The organism is Pseudomonas sp. GL93, assembly GCF_003408955.1.
Classification (GTDB): Bacteria; Pseudomonadota; Gammaproteobacteria; order Pseudomonadales; family Pseudomonadaceae; genus Aquipseudomonas; species Aquipseudomonas paracarnis.
Window position 1 is genome coordinate 78,930 of record NZ_NKRF01000002.1, and the last position, 26,723, is coordinate 105,652.

The window sequence follows — 26,723 nt, forward strand, 5'->3', positions numbered from 1 at the left end:
CTGACCGCTAAATGACCATCCCAACCGCTTAGCGGAACGGCGGCTCGTCGAAGCTGCGCAGTTTGCGCGAGTGCAAGGAGTTGAGTTCGGTGCGCAACAGGTCGACCGCCTCGATGCCGATCTTCAAGTGCTGGCTGACCGCACGCTCGTAGAACGCGTTGGCCGAACCCGGCAGCTTGATCTCGCTGTGCAAGGGTTTGTCCGATACGCACAACAAGGTGCCGTAAGGCACGCGCAAACGGTAACCCTGGGCGGCGATGGTGCCGCTTTCCATGTCCACGGCCACGGCGCGGGACAGGTTGATCAGCGGCCGCTCCTGGGCCCAGCGCAGTTCCCAGTTACGGTCGTCATAGGTCAGCACGGTGCCGGTGCGCAGGCGTTTTTTCAGCTCTTCGCCTTTTTCGCCAGTCACCTTGGCCGCCGCCTGCTGAAGCGCCATCTGCACCTCGGCCAGGGCTGGGATTGGGATGTTCGGCGGTACTACACGGTCCAGAATCCCGTCGCGACGCATATAGGCGTGGGCCAGTACGTAGTCGCCGATGGTCTGGGATTGGCGCAGGCCGCCGCAGTGGCCGATCATCAGCCAGCAATGCGGGCGTAGTACGGCCAGGTGGTCGGTGATGTTCTTGGCGTTGGACGGGCCCACGCCGATGTTCACCAGGGTCACGCCGTGGCCGTCAGTGGCCTGCAGGTGATACGCCGGCATCTGGTAGCGGTGCCAGACCACGCCGGCGGCAATGGCCGAGGCCTCGCCGTGGTCCATGCTCTTGTCGATCACCACGTTGCCGGGCAGCACCATGCGGATAAACCGCGGGTCGCTGCGCAGTTGCTCCAGGCCATGCAGGATGAACTGGTCCACGTAGCGGTGGTAGTTGGTCAGCAAGATCCACGGCTGCACATGGCGCCAGTCGCTGCCGGTGTAATGCACCAGGCGACGCAGGGAAAAGTCCACGCGGGCGGCATCGAACAGGGCCAGGGGCAGTGGGTCGGTGTTTTCCCAGTCGTACAGGCCATCGGCAATGCCGTCGGTGGCGGCGGACAGGTCGGTACTGGGGAATACACGGGCCAGGGTCGCGGCGGTGACGCCGGAGCCGGCCAGTTCATCGCCCTGCTCCACCACATAGGGGTACGGGATGTTCTGCTGGCTGACGCCCACTTCCACCGTCACGGTGAAGTCGTGCATCAGCGGCACCAGTTGCTCCAGCAGGTACTTACGGAACGCGGCCGGGTGGGTCACGGTGACGCTGTAGGTACCCGGCAGTTGCACCTTGGCATACGCCCGAGTGGTTTGGGGGACTTCACCGTGGCAGTGGTAGGTAAGGCGCAGTTCCGGGTAGCGAAACAATGCGCGCTGCTCGGAGTCGGGCTCGACGCGGTCCTTGAGGTATTGCTTGAGCGCTTGGTTGAGCGCGCCAGTCGCACGCTCATGCAGCGCCGCCAGCCGGTCCACGGCTTCTTCAGCGGTTTTAACGACAACAAAAGCTTCGGTCACGGTAAGCATCCTGTGTTCTGACTTGCAGGCCTTTATCTTGCCTGTATCCAGGCCTCACCGAAACCACAGGATTGGAATGCACCTTAAAAGATGGAGGTGACAAGCCCTAACACCCTGTAGGAGCGAGCTTGCTCGCGAGAAACCCATAGGCGCCGCGTTTATTCAGGAAGCACGCGTTATCGTTGAGGTTTTTCGCGAGCAAGCTCGCTCCTACAGTTGATTGTGTTTATTCAGAGGGATTGCGGGGTTGAGCGGGCGACAATCGCTTGCACATCCACCCCACGCGGCAAGGTGCCATATACCCGCCCCGACGACTCACCCAACCGGCTGGCGATAAACCCATCGCTCACCGCCGCATTACCCGCCTCCAGCAGCAACTTGGCCTGCAACGCCAGGGCAATGTCCTCGGTCAGTTGCCGCGCCCGATACTGTATATCCTGGGTGTCCATGAACGCCGCCTTCAACTGCTCGATATGCCGCGCCAACTGCTTGTCGCCGTGGCCATCGCCCAGCTCCACGAACAGCGCTTCCAGTACTCCCGGCTCTTTGGACAGTGCACGCAATACGTCCAGGCACTGCACATTGCCGGAACCTTCCCACGTCGAATTCACCGGTGCCTCGCGGTAAAGGCGCGGCAGGATACTGTCTTCTACATACCCGGCACCGCCCATGCATTCCGCGGCTTCGTTGATCATCGCGGGCGCGCGCTTGCAGATCCAATACTTGCCCACCGCCGTGACCAGCCGGGCGAACTTGGCTTCATGTTCATCATCAAGATGATCCAGGGCGCGCCCCATGCGCAGGCTCAAGGCCAGGGCCGCTTCGCTTTCCAGGGCCAGGTCGGCCAGTACGTTCTGCATCAGCGGCTGCTCGCTGAGCACGCGGCCACCCACCTGGCGATGGGCGCAGTGATGGCTGGCCTGGGTCAGAGCCTGGCGCATCAAGGCGCTGGAGCCGACCATGCAATCGAAGCGGGTCATGGCGACCATTTCGATGATGGTGGGAACGCCGCGGCCTTCTTCACCGACCATCCACGCCAGGGCGCCGCGAAATTCCACTTCGCTGGAGGCGTTGGAGCAGTTGCCGAGTTTGTTCTTCAAGCGCTGGATGTAGAACTCGTTGCGCGTGTCATCCGGGCGGTGCCGGGGCAGCAGGAAACAGGTCAGGCCCTTGTCGGTCTGGGCCAGGGTCAGAAAACCATCGCACATCGGTGCCGAGCAGAACCATTTATGCCCCACCAGTTCGTAGGCTTGGCCGGGGCCACCCGCGCCCACGGGGTAAGCACGGGTGGTGTTGGCACGTACGTCGGTGCCGCCCTGCTTCTCGGTCATGGCCATGCCGATAGTGGCGCCGGCCTTGTGGGCGATGCCGACATTGCGCGGGTCGTATTGGGTACTGAGGACTTTAGGCAGCCAGAGGTCCGCCAGCTCCGGTTGCAGGCGCAGGGCCGGAACGCAGGCGAAGGTCATGGTCAACGGGCAGCCGCTGCCGGCTTCGGCCTGGCTGTGCAGGTAGGTCATCGCCGCACGCGCCACATGGGCGCCAGCCTGCGGATGGGCCCACGGCAGCGACGGCAGGCCATGTTCGACGGCGGTGCGCATCAGCTCGTGATAAGCCGGGTGAAACTCCACCAGGTCGATGCGATGGCCATAACGGTCATGGCTGCTGAACACCGGTTTGTTCTGGTTGGCCAGGAACCCGGCTGCCATCAACGGCCCACCCGCCAGCGCGCCGTAGGCATCAATGCGCGCTTGGGCCCAGCCGGCGCCGAAGCGGCGTGACCATTCCTGCAGGGGCAAGTCGATGCGATACAGGTTGGTGCCGTCCAGGGACGGTGGCTGGTTGGTGACGTCGTGGGTTTCGGCAAACTGATGCAGGTTCATGACGGGCCTCCTGGAAAAAAGGCCGCATCGATTTCAGGCTGCCTGTAGGAGCGAGCTTGCTCGCGAAAAACCTGAGAGCAACGCGCGAACCCAGGAGGGGCGCGTTATCGTTGAGGTTCTTCGCGAGCAAGCTCGCTCCTACAAAAAAACACAGATCGATTGAGGCCGGTTTTTCCAGTTAAGCATCGCCATCGCGCTTAAAAAAGTGGCATATGCGCCGAATGCTCGGCGCTTTCACCCTCATCCGCGCACAGCACGCTACGCTCAAGCGCCGCCTGCAAAGCATCGAAACGCACCGGCTTGGCCAGCCGATCCGTCATGCCAATACCATGGCAGCGCTCACGCTCCGGCCCATTGGGCGAAGTACTCAGGGCGATCACCGGCAATTCACCGCAGCCGGGCAATGCGCGAATCTGACAGCACAACGAAAAGCCACCCTCTGGCACATCCAGCAGCACGGCGTCGAAGCTGTGCCCTTGCAATGCAGCGAGCGCCGCCGGGCCGCTCTCCACAGTTTTGACCCGATAACCGAGCTTGAGCAACATGCCACGCACCGCCAGTTGGCCCACGCTGTTGTCGTCCACCAGCAGCACCGTGCACTCCTGAGGCGTACGCTGTGCAGGCAGCGTTTGCGTGGCGGGCGTCACCTGCTGCGGCACCGCGCTGACGTCCACTTCCAACTGGAAGCGACTGCCTTTACGGGGCTCCGAATGATGGGTCAGGCGCCCGCCCAGCAGTTCGATCAACTGCCGGCAGATCGCCAGGCCAATGCCCAGGCCGCCGTATTCACGCGTCATCGAGCCATCGAGCTGGAAGAAACGCTGATACAGCGTAGCCTCATCGAGAAAGGTGAAGCCGATACCGGTGTCGGTGACGATAAAGCTCAGGTGCAAGGCGCCATTCCCTTGGGGCACGCCCACCACCCGCAAACGCACCGCGCCGACGTGGGTGAATTTGAAGGCATTGTCGAGCAGGCAATCCAGGCATTGGAGCAGTTTGTCGGCATCGCCGATCAGTTGATCCGGCACCTCATCGGCCACATCAATGGAGAACGCCAGGCCTTTGCTCTGGGCGCTGCCGGTGAATTGCTGGCGCAAGGTATCGAGCGTGCCGCGCAGGCTGAACACTTGCGGCTGGGCCACCAGGCGACCGGCCTGTAACTCGGTGAGGGTGAGGATGCCGTTGACCATGCGCATCATGTCCCGCGCCGAGCCGGCGGCGGTTTGCTGGTACTGCGTCAGGTCATCGTCCAATGACACGGTTTGCATCAGCTCCAGCGAGCCGATCACACCGTTCATCGGCGTGCGCAATTCGTGGGTCAGGGTGGCAAGAAATTCGTCTTTGAGGCGGTTGCTGCGGGCCAGTTGCTGGTTGAGCGCTTCGAGTTTCTGGCTGGCATCGAGGAGAATCTGCGCCTGCTGTTCGCGCATGCCGTTGATGCGGTCGGCCAGGGCCAGGGACAACAACGCCACTTCAATGGCTGAGCCGAGCTGGCTGGCGTACATGGTGAGGAACACGTTAGGCAGGTAACCCAGCACCATCAAGGTATTGACCACCCCGCCGAGCAGGAAGGCCGACCAGGCGATGATGAAATAACGCGCCATGCGCTGCCCGCAATACCAGGCCTTGATAGCCGCCACGAAGATGGTCACGGTAAACACCAGCGCCAGCGCCGTGGCCAGGCGCAGGGCCACGGCGTAACTGGTCAACAACGCCAGCGCCATCACCAACCCACCACAGGCCGCCAGGGCCAGCAGGATACGGTTGAGCCAGCGGCTGTGCTGCGCGGTGTGCAGGAAACTGCGCGCGAACAGACTGCCGAACAAGGCCGCCGAGCCGATCAGGAACGGCACCGCCGCATTCGCCCACCATGGGTTGTTCGGCCAGAAGTACTCCACCGCCACACCATTGACCGACAACTGATACAAGCCGAACGAAGCGATATAGAAGATGTAATAGAGGTAGCTGGTGTCGCGCACGCTCAGGTAGATGAACAGGTTGTAGATCAGCATGCCCAGCAACACACCGTAGATGGCCCCCAGCACGTACAAGCGCAACGGTTGCTCTTCCATGTAGGCAGTGCCCGCCCACAATGTCAGCGGTGCCTGGATCGAGCCTTGGCTTTGCAAGCGCAGGTAGACGGTTTGTTGCTGGTCGGGCAGGAAGTTGAGCTTGAACAGGTAGTTGCTCTGACTCACCTCACGGCTGGAAAACGGCAACGCGCTGCCGGTGCGGGCGGTGAGGCGGTAGTGACCGGTGCCGTCGCGCTGATAAAGGTCCAGGCGATTGAGCGGCGGGTAGGCCAGCTCCAGAAACCAGGTGCGCGGTGCGCGGGGGTCGTCGGCGGTGTAATGCAGGTTGACCTTCAGCCAGAACACCGAGCGTGAATAACCGGCGTTAAGGGTGTCTTTGTCGTGGGTCTTGAATTGGGCGGCATAGGCGGGGGAACTGACATCGGCGATGGTCAGGGCATCGGTTGGGTCTTCGAGCACTTGCATGACTCGGCCCAACGGGAGGCTTCGCGTGTCCTGGTTGAACTCGACGGCGCTGGCGAGCATCGGCAGCCCGCACAATAAAAAAATCAGCAAATAGCGCATAGAGCCCCAGCGTAGCCTGGTCCGGTTGTGTCAAAAGCCCCCCATTCCTTTTGAGAAGACGTACACCGGCAATACAGTAAGTTGTTTGGATGCACTTTAGCATAGCCAGTAAAAGCCATTAGCCACTGCAGGAACTTTTTTTAGGACGGCTCTAGGGCAATGCTTTCAGCTCATCTCAGTGCAGCGCTCAGCCACGGCAAATCGCGCCGCAGCGGCAAACTCCTGCCATCGCCAGACAGCCACGCAAAAAGCGTTTGGTGGTAAGCTCGCGCACCATGAATATCTACTGCTCTCGCCCCGTTGTCCTCTGTCTCTCCGGCCACGACCCCAGCGGGGGCGCCGGCCTGCAGGCAGATATCGAAGCCCTGCTCGCCCAGGGTTGCCACGCGGCCCCGGCCGTCACCGCGTTGACCGTGCAAAATACCGTCAATGTCAGTGATTTCCGCGTGCTTGACCGTGAGTGGGTACTGGCCCAGGCCAATGCCGTGCTCGGCGACTCTGAAGTTGCGGCGGTCAAGCTGGGCATGCTCGGCTCCACCGCGATGGTCGACACCGTGGTCGAACTGCTGCAGGCGCACCCGCATTTGCCGGTGGTCTGCGACCCGGTGCTGCGCGCCGGCGGCGGCGGTAGCCTGGGCAAGGACGAGGTCGGCTATGCGATGCGCGAGCGGCTGCTGCCCCTGTCATTGATCGCCACCCCCAACTTGCCCGAAGCGCGCATCCTCGCGGAACTGCCCGACGGCAGCGCCGACGACTGCGCCGAGAAGCTGCTGCCGTACATCAAACACCTGCTGATCACCGGCGGCCATGGCGACGAGCACGAAGTGCACAACCGCCTGTACAGCCGCGATGGCACGCGCCAGACCTTTACCTGCCAGCGCTTGCCCGGCAGTTATCACGGTTCGGGTTGCACCTTGGCCAGTGCGCTGGCCGGGCGCATTGCCCAGGGCGAAGGCTTGGCCAGCGCCGTGCAAACGGCCCTCAACTACACGTGGCGTACCCTGCGTGATGCCGAACAACTCGGCCAGGGCCAATTCGTGCCGCGCCGATTGCCGCTGGATTTCTGCTCGTAACTTATCGCTCGTCAGCAAGGGGTTTGCCCGATGAAACTACGCGGCCTTTACGCCATTACCGACAGCCAACTGTTGGCCGGCAAATTCCTCGCCTACGTCGAGGCGGCGCTGGACGGTGGCGTCACCCTGTTGCAGTACCGCGACAAAAGCAGCGACGAGGCACGGCGCCTGCGTGAAGCCGAAAAGCTGTACGAACTGTGCTCACGCTACAAGACCCAATTGATCATCAACGACGACGCCGAACTGGCCGCGCGCCTGGGCGTCGGCGTGCACCTGGGCCAGACCGACGGCCCGCTCACCTCGGCCCGGGCACTACTCGGCGCCAAGGCGATCATCGGCGCCACCTGCCACAGCCAGATCGAACTGGCCGAACAGGCCGCCAAAGAAGGCGCCAGCTACGTCGCCTTCGGCCGCTTCTTCAATTCCACGACCAACCCCGGCGCACCCGCCGCCACCGTTGACATGCTGGCCCAGGCCCGCAAGCGCCTGCACCTGCCGATCTGCGTGATCGGCGGCGTCACCCTGGAAAACGCCGAGCCGCTGGTAGCCCACGGGGCCGACCTGCTCGCCGTGGTCCACGGCCTGTTCGGTGCCGACAGCACCCAGGAAGTCACCCGCCGCGCCCGTGCGTTCAACGACCTTCTTAAATCTTCAGTTTAGAGAGCCCGATCATGTCCCGTTCCGAAACCCTGTTTGCCAACGCCCAGAAACACATCCCCGGTGGTGTGAACTCCCCCGTGCGTGCGTTCAAGAGCGTGGGCGGCACGCCGTTGTTCTTCAAGCATGCCGAAGGCGCCTACGTCACCGATGAAGACGACAAGCGCTATGTTGACTATGTCGGCTCCTGGGGCCCGATGATCCTCGGCCACAGCCATCCGGATGTGCTGGACGCGGTGCGCCAGCAACTGCAACACGGCTTGTCCTACGGCGCCCCGACCGCGATGGAAACCGAGATGGCCGACCTGGTCTGCTCGATCGTGCCGTCGATGGAAATGGTGCGCATGGTCAGCTCCGGCACCGAAGCCACCATGAGCGCGATCCGCCTGGCCCGTGGTTTCACCGGCCGCGACAACATCATCAAGTTCGAAGGCTGCTACCACGGCCACTCCGACAGCCTGCTGGTAAAAGCCGGCTCCGGCGCGCTGACCCAAGGCGTCCCCAATTCCGCTGGTGTGCCTGCGGCGTTCGCCAAGCACACCCTGACCTTGCCGTTCAACGACATCGCGGCCGTCGAGCAGATGCTGAGCGAAGTCGGCCAGGACGTTGCCTGCATCATCGTCGAGCCGGTTGCGGGCAACATGAACTGCGTTCCACCGGCCCCGGGTTTCCTTGAGGGACTGCGCGAGCAGTGCGACAAGCATGGCGTGGTGCTGATTTTTGACGAAGTGATGACCGGTTTCCGTGTCGCCCTCGGTGGCGCCCAGGCTTACTACGGCGTCACGCCAGACCTGAGCACCTTCGGCAAGATCATCGGCGGCGGCATGCCGGTAGGCTGCTTCGGCGGCAAGCGCGAGATCATGCAACACATCGCCCCGCTCGGCCCGGTATACCAGGCAGGCACCTTGTCGGGTAACCCGCTGGCAATGGCCGCCGGCCTGACCACCCTGCGCCTGATTAGCCGCCCAGGCTTCCACGCTGAGCTGACCGACTACACCACGCGCCTGCTCGACGGCCTGCAACAGCGCGCCGATGCCGCCGGCATCCCATTTGTAACCACCCAGGCCGGTGGCATGTTCGGCCTGTACTTCAGCGGCGCCGACGATATCGTCACCTTCGATGACGTGATGGGCAGCGATGCCGAGCTGTTCAAGCGCTTCTTCCATCTGATGCTTGAAGGCGGCGTGTACCTGGCACCGAGCGCCTTTGAAGCTGGCTTCACTTCGATCGCCCATGGCGAAGCCGAACTGAAATTGACCCTGGATGCTGCCGAGCGCGCCTTCGCGGCCCTGAAATAAGTGACGGCAACCTCTGACGTTGCCCCTGGCAGCGTCAGATTTGCTACTTTGCTTACAGAGAATTCCTGGTTTTTTCGAGATTTGCCCTGCAATCCGGCAGATAACTTGCCCAAGCAGCAGAAAAACGAGTAAAGACTTTGTAAGCAGAGGCCTGCTTATTTCATAATGCGCGCTTATTGGACTCCCTCGAGGGTCCGCGCGCCCCGTCAGAGGTAAGTCGATTCCCATGAAACGCACCGGCCGCACCCTGGTTCTGGGCTGCCTGTTGCTCCTTCAACCGCTACTGGCACATGCCCAGGCCGGCGGCAACTCGTTGTTAATCCCAGCGATGGGTCGTTGCACCCTCAATACCCAGCCAGAGAGCCAGGCCGAAGCCCTGAGCGCGTGCCAGAAACAGGCCGAGGACGGGGATGCGCAGGCGCAATACGAGTTGGGCGAGTACTACCACGACAGCAAGAACCCGGCCGTTGACCTCAACAAAGCGTTGAGCTACTTCGAGAAAGCCTCGTTGCAGGGCCACGCCCAAGCGCAATACCAGTTGGGCAACATGTTCTTCAAAGGCGAAGGCGTGCCGGCCAACAACGTCCAGGCGTACATCGTGCTGAAAATGGCCGCGGTCAACGGCGCTGAAGACGCACTGGACACCGCCGACGAAGTCGCCGAGCACATGCAGCGCGATGAACTGGAAGTGGCGACCCAGGTGCTGGGGCAGATTTTCCGCAACTACCTGCAGGAATTGCAGAGCGCCGATGGGCGTTCGCCGTTCTCACCCCTTCCCTGATTTTTTTGTAGACCTTACATCGCTATCGCAGGCAAGCCAGCTCCCACATTCGACCGCGTTTCAATGTTGGAATGCAGTCAACTGTGGGAGCTGGCTTGCCTGCGATAGGCACACCTCGGTCTAAAGCCCTACTTCTCAGGCATCGGCATCGGAAACGGCATCACATTGCTCGTGCCCCGTGCTTCGCTGATCTTCGGCGTCCCCAGGCGCTCGACTTCATCGATGCGCACAATCGAATGCATCGGCACAAAGCTGCGCACCACGCCTTCGAACTGGGCCTTGAGCTTTTCTTCGCCCGGATCGACCACCAACTGGGTGCGCTCGCCAAAGACGAACTCTTCCACCTCCAGGAAGCCCCACAGATCGCTTTGATAGATCTGCTTGGCGTACATTTCGAACACCTGGCCCTGGTTGAGGAAAATCACCTTATAGATTGGAGCTTCACGTTTGGTCATGGTGGGCGAACAACACATGGGGATATAAAAGAGGGCGCGAACTATAGCATGGCACCCGATGCACAGCGCTAGGAACCAATGGGCATGCCCCCTATAATGCGCGGTTCTTTACCACCAGTTGACGATTCCCATGGCCAAGAAGCTTTACATCGAAACCCACGGTTGCCAGATGAACGAGTACGACAGCTCGCGCATGGTCGACTTGCTGGGCGAACACCAGGCCCTGGAAGTCACTGCCCGCGCCGAAGATGCCGACGTGATCCTGCTCAATACCTGCTCGATCCGCGAGCGGGCCCAGGACCGTGTGTATTCGCAGCTGGGCCGCTGGCGCGAATTGAAACTGGCCAACCCGGACATGGTGATTGCCGTCGGCGGTTGCGTGGCCAGCCAGGAAGGCGCCGCGATCCGCGACCGCGCGCCCTATGTCGATGTGGTGTTCGGCCCGCAAACCCTGCACCGCTTGCCCGAGATGATCGACGCCGCACGCATCACCAAGCTGCCGCAGGTTGACGTGTCGTTCCCCGAAATCGAAAAATTCGACCATCTGCCCGAACCGCGCATCGATGGGCCGAGCGCCTATGTGTCGGTGATGGAGGGCTGCAGCAAGTACTGCACCTTCTGCGTGGTGCCTTACACCCGCGGCGAAGAAGTCAGCCGGCCGTTTGACGATGTGCTGTCGGAAATCATCCACCTGGCTGAAAACGGCGTGCGCGAAGTGACCCTGCTGGGCCAGAACGTCAACGGCTACCGTGGCCAGACCGATGACGGCCGCCTGGCCGACCTGGCGGAATTGATCCGCGTGGTCGCCGCTGTCGATGGCATCGAGCGTATCCGCTACACCACCTCGCACCCGCTGGAGTTTTCCGACAGCCTGATCCAGGCCCACGCCGAAGTGCCAGAGCTGGTCAAACACCTGCACTTGCCGGTGCAATCGGGTTCGGACCGCATTCTGTCGGCGATGAAGCGCAACCACACCGCGCTGGAATACAAATCCAAACTGCGCAAACTGCGCGCTGCCGTGCCGGGCATCTGCATCAGTTCGGACTTTATCGTCGGCTTCCCGGGCGAAACCGAGAAAGATTTCCAGCAGACCATGAAGCTGATCGAAGACGTCGGTTTCGATTTCTCCTACTCGTTCGTCTACAGCCAGCGCCCAGGCACCCCGGCTGCCGACCTGCTGGACGAGACTCCTGAGGCTTTGAAAAAAGAGCGTTTGAACGCGCTGCAACATCGCCTCAATCAGCAGGGCTTTGAAATCAGCCGACAAATGGTCGGTTCGATCCAGCGCATTCTGGTGACCGATTATTCGAAGAAAGACCCGGGTGAATTGCAGGGTCGTACCGAGAACAACCGAATCGTCAACTTCCGCTGCGACAATCCCACGCTGATCGGCCAGTTTGCCGATGTGCACATTGATGCGGCGCAGCCACACTCGTTGCGTGGCTCGTTGATCAACTGATCTCGCTGACCGGATGAAGATCAAAATGTGGCAGCTGGCTTTCTTTAATGCCAGTCAGTTAAGGCTTTTTTGTAGGAGCGAGCTTGCTCGCGAAAAACTCACAGGCGCCGCGCTCATTCAGCAAACACGCATTATCGTTGACGTTTTTCGCGAGCAAGCTCGCTCCTACAGAAGGCGATGACTGCTTAACTGACTGGAAAGCCAGCTCCCACAGGGGTTCTTCAGGGTTATCGAGAGTGGAGCCAGGTTATTTAAGTGCTTTCGCACACCGGCGCCTGGCGTTATTCTCTCTCTCACCTCATCAGCCAAAGGGCGGCTAAAAGCAACCTTGAACGCACCCATAGCAGAACCCCATCGCTTTATCCTCGAGCCTTTTGAGGCTCGCCGTTTCGCCAACCTGTGCGGACAGTTCGACGAGCACCTGCGCCTGATCGAACAACGCCTGAGCATCGAGATCCGTAACCGCGGCAATCAGTTCGAGCTCATTGGTGAACCCCAACACACCACGTCTGCAGAAAACCTGCTGCGCCGTCTCTACCGCGAAACCAAGGGTAGCGAGCTGTCGCCGGAGACCGTGCACCTGTACCTGCAGGAATCGGCTGTGGAAGATCTGGCCAATAACCCGGTGGCCGAAGCCAGCGTGGCCTTGCGTACCAAAAAAGGCATGATTCGCCCACGCGGCTTGAATCAGCAGAAGTACGTCAAGGAAATCCTCGGCAACGACATCAACTTCGGCATCGGCCCGGCCGGTACCGGCAAGACCTACCTGGCGGTGGCCTGCGCCGTCGACGCCCTGGAGCGCGAGCAAGTGCGGCGCATCCTGCTGGTGCGCCCAGCGGTCGAGGCCGGCGAAAAACTCGGTTTCCTGCCCGGTGACCTGGCCCAGAAGATCGACCCGTACCTGCGCCCGCTCTACGACGCGCTGTACGAGATGCTCGGCTTTGAATACGTGGCCAAGCTGATCGAGCGCCAGGTGATCGAGATTGCCCCGCTGGCCTACATGCGGGGCCGTACGCTCAACAACAGCTTCATCATTCTCGACGAAAGCCAGAACACCACCGTCGAGCAGATGAAGATGTTCCTCACCCGTATCGGTTTCGGCTCTACTGCCGTGATTACGGGCGACATCACCCAGGTCGACCTGCCCAAGGGCACCAAGTCGGGCCTGGGCCAGGTGATCGAGGTGCTCAAGGACGTGCCGGGTATCAGCTTCACCCACTTCATGCCCAAGGACGTGGTGCGCCACCCGCTGGTGCAGCGCATTGTCGAGGCCTACGAGCGTTTCGAACACCGCGACGACGCGCCCGCCAAGGACGCTCGCCACGATGCTTGAGCTAGACCTGCAGCTGGCCACTGACGCGCCCGCCCCCAGCGAAGCCCAGTTCCGCCAATGGTGTGAACTGGCTTTACGCCAGCGCAGCGCCGACTCGGAGCTGACCATTCGTCTGGTGGACGAGGCCGAAGGCCGTGAGCTGAACCACACCTGGCGCCAGAAAGATTACGCGACCAACGTGCTGTCCTTTCCCGCCGACGTGCCCGACGAATTGCTGGATATCCCGCTGCTGGGGGACCTGGTGATCTGCGTCGCGGTGGTCGAGCGCGAAGCGGCGGAACAAGGCAAGGAACTTGAGGCCCATTGGGCCCATCTAGTCATCCACGGCTGCTTGCATCTCTTGGGTTACGACCATATAGACGATGACGAAGCCTGGGAAATGGAAGCACTGGAACGAACGTTGCTTGCAGAACTGGGTCACCGCGACCCTTATGCAGACGACGAAAGCTAATCAACACTCAACTGTCATATCAAAGGATTTAGAGTAATCGCTATGAGCGAAGACCGATCGAGCAACGGGCAGAAGTCATGGCTGGGTAAACTGACCCAGGCTTTTGCCCACGAGCCGAAAAACCGCCAGGAGCTCTTGGAGCTGCTGCGCGATGCACACCAGAACAAGTTGCTGGACAGCGAAGCGCTGGCCATCGTCGAGGGCGCCATCCAGGTGGCTGACCTGCAAGTACGTGACATCATGGTCCCGCGCTCGCAGATGATCAGCATCAAGGCGACCCAGACCCCACGGGAATTCCTCCCGGCCGTGATCGACTCGGCGCATTCGCGCTACCCGGTGATCGGTGAAAGCCATGACGACGTCATGGGCGTCCTGCTGGCCAAGGACTTGCTGCCGTTGATCCTCAAGGAGAACGGCGACAGCTTCAACATCAAGGACCTGCTGCGCCCGGCCACCTTCGTACCCGAGTCCAAGCGCCTGAATGTGCTGCTGCGCGAGTTCCGCGCCAACCACAATCACATGGCCATCGTGATTGACGAATACGGCGGCGTGGCCGGCCTGGTCACCATCGAGGACGTGCTGGAGCAGATCGTCGGCGACATCGAAGACGAGCACGACGTCGAAGAAGACAGCTACATCAAGCCGCTGCCCAGCGGTGATTTCCTGATCAAGGCGCTGACGCCCATCGAGAACTTCAACGAGTTCTTCGACAGCGAGTTCTCCGACGATGAGTTCGACACTGTCGGCGGCCTGGTGATGAGTGCGTTCGGGCATCTGCCCAAGCGTAATGAAACCACCGAGATCGGTGCGTATCGCTTCCGCATCCTCAATGCTGATAGCCGTCGCATCCACCTGATCCGTTTGACACCCATCGCCCGCTAAGGACTGACATGCGCCGTCTCACCTCACCCGGCTGGCCCGGTAATTTGCTGGCCGTGGTGGCCGGCGCCATCACAACCCTGGCGCTGGCGCCGTTCGATATCTGGCCGTTGGCGCTGGTGGCGGTCGGCCTGTTCTATATCGGCCTGCGGGGGCTGACACCCCGCCAGGCCCTGGGCCGTGGCTGGTGTTTCGGCTTCGGCCTGTTTGGTGCCGGTACCAGTTGGATCTACTACAGCATCCACCACTTCGGCGGCGCTTCGGTGCTGCTGGCGGGGTTCCTGATGCTGCTGTTCACCGCCGCCATCGCCTGGTTCTTTGCCCTGCCCGCCTGGCTGTGGGCGCGCTGGTTGCGCCGTAATGAAGCACCGCTGGCGGATGCATTGACGTTCGCCGCGTTGTGGGTCGGCCAGGAAGCCTTTCGTGGCTGGTTCCTTACGGGTTTCCCGTGGCTGTACTCCGGTTACAGTCAACTCGACGGGCCGCTGACCGGCCTAGCGCCAGTGGGCGGAATGTGGCTGATTTCCTTCGCCCTCGCACTCAGCGCCGCATTGCTGTGCAACCTGCCGCGCCTGCTGGCCAGCAAGCGCAATGCCTTCATCGGTGCGGGCCTGTTACTGCTGGTTGCGCCCTGGGCGATTGGCCTGGCGCTCAAGCATCACGCCTGGACATCTCCGTCTGGCGCGCCGCTGAGCGTGGCCGCGATCCAGGGCAACGTCGAGCAAAGCATGAAGTGGGACCCGGACCAGCTCAATGCACAGTTGGCGCTGTACCGCGACATGAGCCTGAGTTCCAAGCGTGTCGACCTGCTGGTCTGGCCGGAAACCGCCGTGCCGGTGCTCAAGGAGTCCGTGGAGGGCTACTTGGGCATGATGGGCAAGTTCGCCGCCGACCGGGACACCGCGTTGATCACCGGGGTACCGATTCGCCAGGAAGTGCACCACCAGAAGCGCTACTTCAACGGCATCACCGTGGTGGGCGAAGGTGACGGCACCTACCTCAAGCAAAAACTGGTGCCGTTTGGCGAGTACGTGCCGTTACAGGACATGTTGCGTGGGCTGATCGCCTTCTTCGACCTGCCCATGTCGGACTTCGCCCGCGGCCCTTCTGACCAGGCCATGCTGCAGGCCAAGGGTTATCAGATTGCGCCGTTCATTTGCTATGAAGTGGTGTACCCCGAATTCGCCGCCGGCCTGTCGGCCCAGAGCGACCTGTTGCTGACCATCAGCAACGACACCTGGTTCGGCCGCTCCATCGGCCCGCTGCAGCACCTGCAAATGGCGCAGATGCGCGCGCTGGAGGCTGGCCGCTGGATGATCCGCGCCACCAACAACGGCGTGACCGGGCTGATCAATCCGTTTGGGCAGATCACCGCGCAGATCCCGCAGTTCGAGCGCGGCATTCTCTATGGGGAGGTGGTGCCGATGCATAACCTCACGCCATACCTGCAATGGCGTTCGTGGCCGTTGATCATTGTGTGTGTGCTGCTCTTTGGCTGGGCATTGCTAGCCGGCAGGATGTCCAAAACAGTCTGACCTGTGGGAGCTGGCTTGCCTGCGATGGCGGTGGGTCAGTGCCCTGAGTGCTCACTGACCCACCGCCATCGCAGGCAAGCCAGCTCCCACAATTGATCTCCTGTGTTGCACCTATCGGTAGAACAACCGATACCCCACCTGCCCCACCGCTTCGTTGATCAACTGCCCGCTTTGCCACACCGCCTTGACCTCGGGCATCCAGCCACCCAGCGGTCGGCCATGGTCCACACCCAGAAAGCCCACCGGCCCTGGCACCACGGTGAAACCGGCCTTTTCAAAACTCCACACCGAACGCGGCATGTGCCAAGCCTGGGTCACTACCACTACACGCTTGATGCCTTGCGGCAACAAAATCTCGGCGCTCATCTGGGCGTTTTCCCAGGTAGTGCGGCTGCGTTCTTCTTTCCAGCGCACGGTGACACCGAAGTCATCCTGCATCGACACGGCCATCAACTCGGCCTCACTGGGCGGCGTGCCGTAGTGCAAGCCGCCGCTGGTCAGCACTGGCAAACCGGATGCCTTGGCCAGCCGCGCGGCAAAACGCTCACGTTCCAGGCCAATACCGGTGGGCTGGTCGCTGCCCCACGCAATGTCCCCGCGCTCGCGCCCCGAGCCCAGCACCACAATCGCGTCGGCGCGCTGGGCCAAGGTGGCCCAGTCTTCCCGGGCCAAAGGCGGCTCTGTCTCCAGGGCACGGGCGCCCCACTGGACCATCACTGGCAGGCTGATCAACCACATCCCACCCAGCCCGAGGGCAAAGCACAAGCCCGCCAGGCGCGGACGGCTGCGGCGAAACCACCAGGCACACGCCAACAACAGCAGAAAAATACCGGGCGGCAACAACAGTTGTTTAATGAAATAACGAAAAGGCATCGGGCATCTCCAAAGATGCCCGAAGCCTAGATGCAACGGGGTTTTGCAACAATCCTTACCGACAACATTTTGATAACGTTAATGGATAACGCAGGGCTCACTTGCACCGCACGGACCGGAAGTTCTCTGGCCCGCGGCCGGTCGCCAGGTCTTTGAGCCAAATTACCTTGGCCGAATGAGCGGGCGGGGAAGCCTGCCCATGGGAGGCGCGGTCGTGATTCAACGCCAGGTAGTTCTTGATCAATTCAAGTTCCGCTTGGCTCAAGCCCCGCAACTCCAGCTCCAGAGGCCGTTCATCACGCAATCGGCCTGCAGTTCTTGCGGCATCCAATGCCCGACCCAAACGGTCGATCAATCCTTCGTACAACTGCGGTTTCGTTAAAGTTCGCTGCGATTCAACCATCCCCTCACCTCATTGAAGAAATACTTGCTCCCCACTAAACAGCGTAGCCCCCGTTGCTGCGCCTGCCCGGTGCCGCGACAGACGGCCCTTGCCGCGCAATCAGGGTTTCCCTCGATAGAGTGGGGTCATGTATGCTACGGCGCTTCCTGTAACTCCACTTCCCGCAGGGTTTGGGCACGGACGCGCCGCTTCTTGGTGTCGAACAACCCGGACAGTGCACCGAAGAGGATTAGGCCACCCCTATCCAGTTCAAAAGTAGCCATGCACGAACAATATCAGCCCCGTGAAATAGAAAATGCCGCCCAAACCTTCTGGGACGAGCAAAAGTCCTTTGAAGTCAGTGAACAGCCAGGCAAGGAGACTTACTACTGCCTATCGATGTTCCCTTACCCCAGCGGCAAGCTACACATGGGGCACGTGCGCAACTACACCATCGGCGACGTGATTTCGCGCTACCAGCGCATGCTCGGCAAGAACGTGTTGCAACCCATGGGTTGGGACGCCTTCGGCATGCCGGCAGAAAACGCCGCGATGAAAAACAACGTGGCGCCCGCCAAGTGGACCTACGAAAACATCGCCTACATGAAGACCCAGCTGCGCAGCCTGGGCCTGGCGGTGGACTGGTCCCGCGAGGTCACCACCTGCAAGCCCGATTACTACCGTTGGGAACAATGGCTGTTCACGCGCCTGTTCGAAAAAGGTGTGATCTACAAAAAAAGCGGCACCGTGAACTGGGACCCGATCGACCAGACCGTACTGGCCAACGAACAGGTCATCGACGGTCGCGGCTGGCGTTCCGGCGCGCTGATCGAAAAGCGCGAAATCCCGATGTACTACTTCAAGATCACCGCCTACGCGGATGAACTGTTGTCGAGCCTCGACGATCTGCCGGGCTGGCCTGAACAGGTCAAGACCATGCAGCGCAACTGGATCGGCAAATCCAAGGGCATGGAAGTGCAGTTCCCGTACAACGTCGACTCCATCGGCGAAGCGGGCGCACTCAAGGTCTTCACCACCCGCCCCGACACCCTGATGGGCGCGACCTACGTCGCCGTCGCCGCCGAACACCCGCTGGCCACCCAGGCCGCACAGAACAACCCTGAGCTGCAGGCGTTCATCGCTGAATGCAAAGGCGGCAGCGTGGCCGAAGCCGATGTCGCCACCCAGGAGAAAAAGGGCCTGCCAACCGGCCTGTTCGTCGAGCACCCGTTGACCGGCGAAAAACTGCCGGTATGGGTCGCCAACTACGTATTGATGCACTACGGCGATGGCGCCGTCATGGCCGTGCCGGCCCACGACGAGCGCGATTTCGAATTCGCCACCAAGTACAACCTGCCGATCAAGTCGGTCGTGCGCACCAGCTCGGGTGACACCAACCCCGCTCCGTGGCAAGACGCCTACGGCGAGCACGGTACGCTGATCAACTCTGGCGAATTCGACGGCCTGGACTTCCAGGGCGCGTTCGACGCCATGGAAGTGGCCCTGATCAAGAAAAACCTCGGTGCCTCGCGCACCCAGTTCCGCCTGCGCGACTGGGGCATCAGCCGCCAGCGCTACTGGGGCTGCCCGATCCCGATCATCCACTGCCAAACCTGTGGCGACGTGCCGGTACCGGAAGACCAACTGCCGGTCGTGTTGCCAGAAGACGTGGTGCCGGATGGCGCTGGCTCGCCATTGGCGCGCATGCCTGAGTTCTACGAGTGCAGCTGCCCCAAATGCGGCGCGCCGGCCAAGCGTGAAACCGACACCATGGACACCTTCGTCGAGTCCTCGTGGTACTACGCCCGCTACGCCTCGCCGCACTATGAAGGTGGCCTGGTGGAGAAATCCGCAGCCGACCATTGGTTGCCAGTGGATCAGTACATCGGTGGCATCGAACACGCCATCCTCCACCTGCTGTACGCGCGTTTCTTCCACAAGCTGATGCGTGACGAAGGCCTGGTGAGCTCCGATGAGCCGTTCAAGAACCTGCTGACCCAGGGCATGGTGATCGCCGACACTTACTATCGTCGCGAAGCCAATGGCGCCTACACCTGGTTCAACCCGGCGGATGTCGAGCTTGAGCGTGACAGTAAGGCCAAGGTCATCAGCGCCAAGTTGAAAGCCGACGGTCTGCCGGTGGAAATCGGCGGCACCGAGAAGATGGCCAAGTCGAAGAACAACGGCGTCGACCCACAGTCGATGATCGATCAGTTCGGCGCCGACACCTGCCGCCTGTTCATGATGTTCGCCTCTCCGCCTGACATGAGCGCCGAATGGTCCGACTCGGGCGTCGAAGGCTCGCACCGTTTCCTCAAGCGCGTCTGGCGCCTGGCTCACGCTCATGTCAGCCAGGGCCTGCCGGGCAAGCTGGACATCGACGCCTTGAACGACGAGCAGAAAGCCGTTCGCCGCAGCATCCACCTGGCTATTCGCCAGGCCAGCCAGGACGTCGGGCAGAACCACAAATTCAACACCGCCATCGCCCAGGTGATGACGCTGATGAACGTGCTGGAAAAAGCCTCGCAGGCGACCGAACAAGACCGTGCGTTGATCCAGGAAGGCCTGGAAACAGTTACCCTGTTGCTCGCGCCGATCACGCCGCACATCAGCCATGAACTGTGGAGCCGCCTGGGCCACAGCGGTGCCGTCATCGATGCCGCCTGGCCGGTGCAGGATGACAGCGCCCTGGTACAGGACACGCTGCAACTGGTCATCCAGGTTAACGGTAAACTGCGTGGCCAGATCGACATGCCGGCCAGCGCCAGCCGTGAAGAGGTTGAAGCAGCTGCACGTATCAATGAGAACGTGCTGCGCTTTACCGAAGGCCTGACTATCCGCAAGGTGATCGTGGTGCCCGGCAAACTGGTCAATATCGTCGCCAGCTAAATCGGATCCGGCGCGGGGCTTGGGCTCCGCGCCGAACTAAACCTTTAGGGCCCGATAAGGCCCACCTGGTTTCAAGGGGAGCAACAAAATGATCAAACGCAATCTGCTGGTTATGGGCTTTGCCGTGCTGTTGAGCGCTTGCGGCTTCCAGCTGCGCGGCACCGGCACCAATGAGCTGTCGATCAAGGAACTCGACGTCAGCGCCCGCAACGCTTACGGTGAAACCGTCACCCAACTGCGCCAGACCCTGGAAAACAGCGGTGTGCACGTGTACAACGGCGCGACCTACAAACTGATCCTGACGGATGAGCGAGAAACCCAGCGCAATATCAGCTACGCCAGTGCTGGCCGTGCGTCCGACGTCGAGTTGAACACGGCGCTGATGTTCGAAATACAAGGCCGTGATCAGTTGCCGTTGATGGGTGACAAGATCCAGGTGCAGAAAGTGGTGAGCCACGATGGCAACAACCTGGTGGGTTCGGACTCCGAGACCATTCAGGTGCGCAAGGAAATGCGTCGTGAGCTGATCCAGCGCATGATGACTCGCCTGCAAATGCTCACCCCGGAAAAACTGGCTGAGCTGCAGCAAGTGGCCGACAACAAGGCCAAGGCTGATGCCGACGCCCTGAAAGCCGCGCAGGAATATGAAGACAACACGCCGAAACAGTCGCCTGTTGAAGTCCCTGTCGAGTAAGCCAGACGGGGCGCCCCTGGCGCCCCGTTCGACCCGCCTATGAAACTTGCCCCCGCCCAACTCGCCAAACACCTGCAAGGCGGCCTTGCGCCTGTGTACATCGTCAGCGGCGATGACCCGTTGCTGTGCCAGGAAGCGGCCGACGCTATCCGCACCGCCGCACGCCAGCAAGGCTTCGATGAACGCCAAGTGTTCAGCGCCGACGCCAGTTTCGACTGGGGCACGCTGCTGCAAGCTGGCGCGAGCATGTCGCTGTTTGCCGAGAAACGCCTGCTGGAACTGCGCCTGCCCTCGGGCAAGCCGGGCGATAAAGGCGCGGCAGCCTTGATGGAATACTGCTCACGCCCCGCCGAAGACACCGTGTTGCTGGTCAGCCTGCCCAAGCTTGACGGCAGCGCGCAGAAAACCAAGTGGGGCAAGGCCCTGGTAGAAGGCCCACAGACTCAGTTCATCCAGATCTGGCCAGTGGACAGCAACCAGTTGCCGCAGTGGATTCGCCAGCGCCTGTCGCAATCAGGCCTGGCGGCGACACAGGATGCCGTGGAGCTGATCGCCGCTCGGGTCGAGGGCAACCTGCTTGCCGCCGCCCAGGAGATCGAAAAGCTCAAGTTGATGGCTGAAGACGGGCAGATCACCGTCGAAACCGTGCAAGGCGCAGTGGCCGATAGCGCGCGCTTTGATGTGTTCGGCCTGGTGGACGCCATCCTCAACGGTGAGCCCGCCCACGCCCTGCGCATGCTCGAAGGCCTGCGTGGCGAAGGGGTGGAACCACCGGTGATTCTCTGGGCCCTGGCCCGTGAGCTGCGGGTGTTGGCGAACATTGCCCTGCAATACAGCCAGGGCACACCGCTGGACAAATGCTTCAGCCAGGCCAGGCCGCCGGTGTGGGACAAACGCAAACCCCTGATGAGCAAAGCCCTGCAACGGCACTCGGCGCAACGCTGGGCGCAACTATTGCTGGAAGCGCAGCGCATCGACGCACAGATCAAAGGCCAGGCGGCCGGCTCGCCGTGGATGAGCCTGAGCCGTCTGTCGCTGTTGATGGCCGGCCAGCGCCTGGCGTTGCCTGCCGAATAACCCAGCTAAATCCAATGTAGGAGCGAGCTTGCTCGCGAGAAACGTCAACGCTAACGCGTATTTCCTGAATGAACGCGGCGCCTGTGAGTTTTTCGCGAGCAAGCTCGCTCCTACAGGGGCTTATCGCCGGGCTTTACAGCCGGCCCACTTCGGCAGATGATTTGCACCGCTGCATCCCACCCCCAAGCGAGAGAATCCACCATGAGCAAAAAGCCATCCAAGCATGGCCCCAACAAGGCCAAATCCATCATCGCCCAGCCACTGTTCCGCAGCCGTAAGGAACGCGCCGGCAAGGGCAAAGGCAGCTACCGCCGCGAAGCCTTCCAGTCTAATAGCTGGGAGGCTTCTTACTTTCTGGCTGCCTGAAGGCAAGCGCCCCTCTGGCATGATAAGGTCTGTACCTGATTTGTAACCCCTGGACCTGTGCATGCCCTCTCGTCTTTCTCGTCATTGGCACCTGCGCCAATTGATCGCTGCCTCCAGCCTCATTCTGCTTGTCGCCTGCGCGGAAAAACCTACCGCTGCGGACGCTCAACCCCTGCCCCAGCTCCAGACGGCCCCGGCTACCGCGCCCGCCGTGGTTGCCCCATTGGCGGTGGACAATCTCGACATCCAACCGACCCAGACCTTTGCCGAATGGCAGGCTGGCTTCCGTGCTCAAGCGCTGCAGGCCGGGATCACTGCGGCCGTGTTCGATAACGCTTTTGCCGGCGTCACCCCTGATATGGCGGTGATTCGCGCCGACCGCAGCCAACCGGAATTCTCCCGCCCGGTGTGGGAATACCTCGACGGAGCACTGTCGCCGGTGCGCGTGCGCAATGGCCAGGCACTGCTGGTCAAGTACGCCGATATTCTGCAAAGCATCGAGCAGCGCTATGGTGTCGACCGCCAGGCGCTGGTCTCGGTGTGGGGTATGGAGAGCAACTTCGGCGCTTTCCAGGGCAATAACTCGGTGATCCGCTCCCTGGCTACCCTGGCCTATGAAGGCCGTCGCCCTGCCTTTGCGCAAGCGCAGCTGCTGGCAGCGCTGCAGATCATCCAGCATGGCGATATTCAGGCTGACCAGATGAAAGGCTCCTGGGCCGGGGCGATGGGCCAGACCCAGTTCATCCCGACCACCTACAACACCCACGCCGTGGACTTCGACGGTGACGGTCGCCGCGATATCTGGAACAGCCCGTCCGACGCCCTCGCCTCCACGGCGCATTACCTGCAAAGCTCCGGCTGGCAGAAAGGCCAGCCATGGGGCGTTGAAGTGCAGCCGCTGCCGTCGGGCTTCGACTACAGCCTGGCCGATGGCGGCGTGCGCAAGACCGTGGCGCAATGGCTGCAACTGGGCATCCAACTCCCCCCTGGCGTGAGCCTGCCGGCCAATGTCGACCAGTTGTCCGCCGCCCTGCTGTTACCGGCAGGCTACCGTGGCCCGGCATTCCTGGTGCTGGATAACTTCCGCGCGATCCTCAAGTACAACAATTCGTCGTCCTATGCACTGGCGGTTGGCTTGCTGTCGGAGCGATTTGGCGGCGGCGGTGTGATTCGCGGCAGTTGGCCAAAGGATGAGCTGCCGCTGAGCCGTTCGCAACGCATTGACCTGCAAACGGCGCTCAGCGCCAAAGGGTATGACGCGGGTAATGCCGACGGGATTATTGGCGCCAACACGCGCAAGGCGATTCGGGCTGCGCAGCAGGCGCTGGGCTGGCCGGCGGATGGGTATCCGACGGTGAAGTTGCTGGAATCGCTGCAGAACCAATAGATTGTTATATGGCGGCTACCGCTTTCGCGAGCAAGCCCGCTCCCACATGTTGAATGCTTTTCAAAATGTGGGAGCGGGCTTGCTCGCGAAAGGGGCCCAACAGGCGCCAATTATTTAAAGACTACATCCTGCTCCAACACCACCCGCTGCTCCCCCGCATCCAGGCGCACCAACGCGCCCATCGGCAATGTCAGGTTCGGGTCGCAATGCCCACTGCGCCAGCCTGCCAGCACCGGAATACACAGCGGCTCAAAGGTCTGCTTCAGCAGACGCGCCAACGCCCCGTTATCCACACCGGCCACATCGCCTACCAGCACACCGGCGACCTGAGCCAGCTTGCCAGCCAAGCGCAGGTGAGTCAGCAATCGGTCGATGCGATAGAGCGGTTCGTTGACGTCTTCGATAAACAGGATGATGCCGTCCGCGTCTATTTCGTACGGCGTGCCCATGACCGCGGCGATCATCGACAAGTTACCGCCCAGCAAGCGCCCACAGGCCACTCCTGGCTCGATTGTGGTCAGCGGGTAGGCCATTGGGTGAGGCAGCACACTGCCGGCGCCCCGTTGGCCACGCAGCAGGCTGAACAAGGAAGATTCGGTGGGCGGCTGTTTGCCGCCGAGCAGGTCGGCATTGAGCATCGGGCCATGGAACGTCACAAAACCCGCATAGCGGTTGATGGCCAGGTGTAAGGCGGTGATATCGCTGTAGCCCACGAACGGCTTAGGGTTGGCGCGCAGCAGGTCGAAGTCCAGCGCGTCGAGCAAACGGGGCGTGCCATAGCCGCCACGCAGACAGAGGATGGCATCGATATCGGGGTTGGCGAAGGCGGCATGCAAATCACGCAGGCGCACTTCATCGCTGCCGGCCAGGTAGCCGTCGTGCTCGTACACCCCGGGGAAAATGTGCAATTGGTAGCCACGGGCACGCATCCATTGCCCGGCTTTTTCAACATCCAGCGCGGCGGGGCCGGCGGGGGCGATCAGGCCGAAGGTGCCTTCGGGGCGCAGTGCAGGTACGGCGGCGGTCATCCATGGTTCTCCCTATATGACGCAGAACGAAATGTGGGAGCTGGCTTGCCTGCGATGCAAGCGCCTCGGTGTATCAGTGACCCCGAGGTGAAGCTATCGCAGGCAAGCCAGCTCCCACACAAGCCAGCATTTCACATTGATTCTGGGGGCGGCTTACGAAACCAGGCTCGCCTTGACCAGCTTGGCCTGCTCATCGGCGTGGTACGAAGACCGCACCAACGGGCCCGAGGCCACGTTCTTGAAGCCCATCTTGTAGCCTTCCTCGGCGAACCAGGCGAAGGTGTCCGGGTGCACGAAGCGCTGCACCGGCAAGTGGCTGCGGGACGGTTGCAGGTACTGGCCCAGCGTCAGCATGTCGATGTCGTGTTCGCGCATGCGCTTCATGACTTCGATGACTTCTTCGTCGGTTTCACCCAGGCCCAGCATCAAGCCGGACTTGGTCGGGATGTGCGGCATCATCTGCTTGAATTTCTGCAGCAGGGTCAGCGACCACTGGTAGTCCGAACCCGGGCGCGCAGCCTTGTACAGGCGCGGCACGGTTTCCAGGTTGTGGTTGAACACATCCGGCGGCTCGGCAGCGGTGATTTCCAGGGCGACGTCCATACGGCCACGGTAGTCCGGCACCAGGGTTTCGAGCATCACGTTCGGCGACAGTTTGCGGATCTCACGGATGCAGTCGGCAAAGTGCTGGGCACCACCGTCACGCAGGTCGTCGCGGTCTACCGAGGTGATCACCACATACTTGAGCTTCAGGTCGGCGATGGCGATGGCCAGGCTTTCTGGCTCGTTGACGTCCAACGGCTTCGGACGGCCGTGGCCGACGTCGCAGAACGGGCAGCGACGGGTGCAAATGTCACCCATGATCATGAAGGTGGCAGTACCGCCGGAGAAGCACTCGCCCAGGTTCGGGCAAGAGGCTTCTTCGCATACGCTGTGCAGCTTGTGTTTGCGCAGCAGCGACTTGATACGGTCGACTTCCGGCGAAACCGGGATACGCACGCGGATCCAGTCAGGTTTCTTCGGCAGTTCGGTGGTCGGGATGATCTTGACCGGGATGCGTGCAACCTTCTCGGCGCCGCGCAGCTTGACGCCGGCTTCCACCTTGGCACGCGGGGCCGGGGCTGGACGCTCAGTGATGTCCAGCGTCGGGATCATGGTTTGCACAACATCAGTAGTCATATCAATCGATTCCGCCCGTCAGGGTCGTCTGCTCTGCATAGTCGAGGTGTTTGACGAGCTGCGCGCGCAGCCGGGCACTTACCTCGGCAAATTCTATGGATGTTGCATGGTCACTCAACTGGGTCATCGCAAGCCCGGCGTAACCGCACGGGTTGATGCGCCGGAACGGCGCCAGGTCCATGTCCACATTCAAGGCCAGGCCATGAAACGAACAACCGTGGCGAATGCGTAGCCCCAGGGAGGCGATTTTCGCGCCATCCACGTACACACCCGGTGCATCGGCCTTGGCCACGGCGGTCACGCCGTAACTGGCCAATAACTCGATCAGGCACGCCTCCATGCGGCTGACCAGGTCGCGCACGCCAAACCCCAGCTTGCGCACGTCCAGCAGCAGGTAAGCCACCAGTTGACCGGGCCCATGGTAAGTCACTTGACCCCCTCGGTCGACCTGCACCACCGGAATATCACCCGGCAGCAGCAAGTGCTCGGCCTTGCCGGCCTGGCCCTGGGTGAATACCGGCGGGTGCTCCACCAGCCAGATTTCATCCGGGGCCGAGGTGCCGCGCTCATTGGTAAAGCGCTGCATGGCATGCCAGACGGGCTCGTAGGCCATCCGGCCGAGCTCGCGAAAGCCCAGGACTTGCGACATCACAGCACCATATGCACGAAGCCGGTGGCTCGCAGTTCGCTGTTGATGTTGTAGAGCTGGTCTTGATCGGTCGCAACGATGTGCAACTGGATCGTAGTGTATTTGCCGGTAGAGCTTGATCGCTCATCCACACGCTGATCGTTGATCGTCGCGTGTTTACGCACGATCTCGAGAATCAGGTCTTTACGGCCGACACCGGTATCGCTGATTACCTTGATGGGATAGTCCACCACCGGGAATTCGATCTTTGGCGCCTTTACTTCTTTATCGGTCATGGCGTAACGGCCTCGTAAGCGTAAGCCGTGG

24 protein-coding genes are annotated in these 26,723 nt (G+C 61.5%); 14 read left to right on the plus strand and 10 right to left on the minus strand.

Annotation, left to right across the window (positions count from 1 at the left end; translation table 11 throughout):
• Positions 1 to 28 precede the first annotated feature (28 nt).
• From amn to CER19_RS00440, 3 genes are all read right to left on the minus strand, one after another.
• The gene (gene amn, locus CER19_RS00430) at positions 29 to 1,501 is read right to left on the minus strand and encodes an AMP nucleosidase (RefSeq protein ID WP_165861586.1); all 1,473 of its coding nucleotides are present in this window, start codon (positions 1,499 to 1,501) and stop codon (positions 29 to 31) included.
• 221 nt (positions 1,502 to 1,722) lie between these two features.
• Positions 1,723 to 3,375, minus strand: coding sequence for an acyl-CoA dehydrogenase family protein (locus CER19_RS00435; protein ID WP_116664993.1), 1,653 nt, complete (start codon positions 3,373 to 3,375; stop codon positions 1,723 to 1,725).
• Between the two features lie 197 nt (positions 3,376 to 3,572).
• Entirely contained in the window at positions 3,573 to 5,972 is a 2,400-nt protein-coding gene (locus CER19_RS00440; protein ID WP_116664994.1) for a hybrid sensor histidine kinase/response regulator, read from the minus strand.
• A 275-nt stretch (positions 5,973 to 6,247) separates the two neighbouring features.
• Here CER19_RS00440 and CER19_RS00445 point away from each other — a divergent pair, with 275 nt between their 5' ends.
• The 4 genes from CER19_RS00445 (at position 6,248) to CER19_RS00460 (ending at position 9,781) form a co-directional block, all read left to right on the plus strand.
• A complete protein-coding gene (locus CER19_RS00445) occupies positions 6,248 to 7,045 on the plus strand; it encodes a hydroxymethylpyrimidine/phosphomethylpyrimidine kinase (RefSeq protein WP_044268934.1) in 798 nt (265 codons plus the stop codon).
• 30 nt (positions 7,046 to 7,075) lie between these two features.
• A complete protein-coding gene (gene thiE, locus CER19_RS00450) occupies positions 7,076 to 7,705 on the plus strand; it encodes a thiamine phosphate synthase (protein ID WP_116664995.1) in 630 nt (209 codons plus the stop codon).
• A gap of 11 nt (positions 7,706 to 7,716) precedes the next feature.
• Complete coding sequence (gene hemL, locus CER19_RS00455) at positions 7,717 to 9,000, plus strand: glutamate-1-semialdehyde 2,1-aminomutase (RefSeq protein WP_032895176.1); 1,284 nt, start codon at positions 7,717 to 7,719, stop codon at positions 8,998 to 9,000.
• Positions 9,001 to 9,226: 226 nt separating this feature from the next.
• Positions 9,227 to 9,781 carry a tetratricopeptide repeat protein gene (locus CER19_RS00460; RefSeq protein ID WP_116664996.1) on the plus strand — a complete coding sequence of 185 codons (555 nt, stop codon included), beginning with the start codon at positions 9,227 to 9,229 and terminating at the stop codon, positions 9,779 to 9,781.
• A 128-nt stretch (positions 9,782 to 9,909) separates the two neighbouring features.
• On the opposite strand, the gene CER19_RS00465 is transcribed toward CER19_RS00460, so the two are convergent.
• A complete protein-coding gene (locus tag CER19_RS00465; protein ID WP_003194436.1) occupies positions 9,910 to 10,236 on the minus strand; it encodes a DUF1820 family protein in 327 nt (108 codons plus the stop codon).
• Positions 10,237 to 10,366: 130 nt separating this feature from the next.
• On the opposite strand from CER19_RS00465, the gene miaB reads away from it, so the two are divergent.
• The 5 genes from miaB (at position 10,367) to lnt (ending at position 15,893) form a co-directional block, all read left to right on the plus strand.
• Positions 10,367 to 11,695, plus strand: a complete 1,329-nt coding sequence (miaB, locus tag CER19_RS00470; RefSeq protein WP_014720071.1) for a tRNA (N6-isopentenyl adenosine(37)-C2)-methylthiotransferase MiaB — start codon at positions 10,367 to 10,369, stop codon at positions 11,693 to 11,695.
• A 328-nt stretch (positions 11,696 to 12,023) separates the two neighbouring features.
• Complete coding sequence (locus tag CER19_RS00475) at positions 12,024 to 13,028, plus strand: PhoH family protein (RefSeq protein ID WP_019818064.1); 1,005 nt, start codon at positions 12,024 to 12,026, stop codon at positions 13,026 to 13,028.
• Positions 13,021 to 13,479, plus strand: a complete 459-nt coding sequence (gene ybeY, locus CER19_RS00480; RefSeq protein ID WP_116664997.1) for an rRNA maturation RNase YbeY — start codon at positions 13,021 to 13,023, stop codon at positions 13,477 to 13,479. The genes CER19_RS00475 and ybeY overlap by 8 nt, the downstream gene beginning before the upstream one ends.
• Before the next feature lie 42 nt (positions 13,480 to 13,521).
• Positions 13,522 to 14,361 (plus strand): HlyC/CorC family transporter, encoded by an 840-nt coding sequence (locus tag CER19_RS00485; protein ID WP_003194444.1) that lies wholly within the window; start codon positions 13,522 to 13,524, stop codon positions 14,359 to 14,361.
• Positions 14,362 to 14,369: 8 nt separating this feature from the next.
• Positions 14,370 to 15,893 (plus strand): apolipoprotein N-acyltransferase, encoded by a 1,524-nt coding sequence (gene lnt, locus CER19_RS00490; protein ID WP_116664998.1) that lies wholly within the window; start codon positions 14,370 to 14,372, stop codon positions 15,891 to 15,893.
• Positions 15,894 to 16,004: 111 nt separating this feature from the next.
• On the opposite strand, the gene CER19_RS00500 is transcribed toward lnt, so the two are convergent.
• Both CER19_RS00500 and CER19_RS00505 read right to left on the minus strand, forming a co-directional pair.
• On the minus strand, positions 16,005 to 16,766 hold the full coding sequence (locus tag CER19_RS00500) for a YdcF family protein (protein ID WP_034126912.1): 762 nt from the start codon (positions 16,764 to 16,766) through the stop codon (positions 16,005 to 16,007).
• A 97-nt stretch (positions 16,767 to 16,863) separates the two neighbouring features.
• Positions 16,864 to 17,169 (minus strand): hypothetical protein, encoded by a 306-nt coding sequence (locus tag CER19_RS00505; RefSeq protein ID WP_020301951.1) that lies wholly within the window; start codon positions 17,167 to 17,169, stop codon positions 16,864 to 16,866.
• A 261-nt stretch (positions 17,170 to 17,430) separates the two neighbouring features.
• Here CER19_RS00505 and leuS point away from each other — a divergent pair, with 261 nt between their 5' ends.
• The 5 genes from leuS to CER19_RS00530 all read left to right on the plus strand — a co-directional run bounded on the left by leuS (position 17,431) and on the right by CER19_RS00530 (position 23,561).
• On the plus strand, positions 17,431 to 20,037 hold the full coding sequence (gene leuS, locus CER19_RS00510; protein WP_116665000.1) for a leucine--tRNA ligase: 2,607 nt from the start codon (positions 17,431 to 17,433) through the stop codon (positions 20,035 to 20,037).
• Between the two features lie 88 nt (positions 20,038 to 20,125).
• Positions 20,126 to 20,731: an LPS assembly lipoprotein LptE gene (gene lptE, locus CER19_RS00515; RefSeq protein WP_116665001.1), complete on the plus strand. Its 606-nt coding sequence runs from the start codon at positions 20,126 to 20,128 to the stop codon at positions 20,729 to 20,731.
• 39 nt (positions 20,732 to 20,770) lie between these two features.
• On the plus strand, positions 20,771 to 21,808 hold the full coding sequence (gene holA, locus CER19_RS00520; RefSeq protein WP_003194456.1) for a DNA polymerase III subunit delta: 1,038 nt from the start codon (positions 20,771 to 20,773) through the stop codon (positions 21,806 to 21,808).
• 201 nt (positions 21,809 to 22,009) lie between these two features.
• Positions 22,010 to 22,174 carry an alternative ribosome rescue factor ArfA gene (arfA, locus tag CER19_RS00525; protein WP_102369962.1) on the plus strand — a complete coding sequence of 55 codons (165 nt, stop codon included), beginning with the start codon at positions 22,010 to 22,012 and terminating at the stop codon, positions 22,172 to 22,174.
• A 61-nt stretch (positions 22,175 to 22,235) separates the two neighbouring features.
• Positions 22,236 to 23,561, plus strand: a complete 1,326-nt coding sequence (locus CER19_RS00530) for a lytic murein transglycosylase (protein ID WP_116665002.1) — start codon at positions 22,236 to 22,238, stop codon at positions 23,559 to 23,561.
• Positions 23,562 to 23,671: 110 nt separating this feature from the next.
• Here the strand turns inward: CER19_RS00530 and CER19_RS00535 are convergent, their stop codons facing one another.
• The 4 genes from CER19_RS00535 to CER19_RS00550 all read right to left on the minus strand — a co-directional run bounded on the left by CER19_RS00535 (position 23,672) and on the right by CER19_RS00550 (position 26,692).
• Entirely contained in the window at positions 23,672 to 24,589 is a 918-nt protein-coding gene (locus tag CER19_RS00535) for an LD-carboxypeptidase (protein ID WP_116665003.1), read from the minus strand.
• A 153-nt stretch (positions 24,590 to 24,742) separates the two neighbouring features.
• On the minus strand, positions 24,743 to 25,744 hold the full coding sequence (lipA, locus tag CER19_RS00540; RefSeq protein WP_161794304.1) for a lipoyl synthase: 1,002 nt from the start codon (positions 25,742 to 25,744) through the stop codon (positions 24,743 to 24,745).
• Positions 25,745 to 25,769: 25 nt separating this feature from the next.
• The gene (lipB, locus tag CER19_RS00545) at positions 25,770 to 26,417 is read right to left on the minus strand and encodes a lipoyl(octanoyl) transferase LipB (protein WP_116665004.1); all 648 of its coding nucleotides are present in this window, start codon (positions 26,415 to 26,417) and stop codon (positions 25,770 to 25,772) included.
• The gene (locus CER19_RS00550; RefSeq protein ID WP_015886061.1) at positions 26,417 to 26,692 is read right to left on the minus strand and encodes a DUF493 domain-containing protein; all 276 of its coding nucleotides are present in this window, start codon (positions 26,690 to 26,692) and stop codon (positions 26,417 to 26,419) included. The genes lipB and CER19_RS00550 overlap by 1 nt, the downstream gene beginning before the upstream one ends.
• Between the last annotated feature and the right edge of the window lie 31 nt (positions 26,693 to 26,723).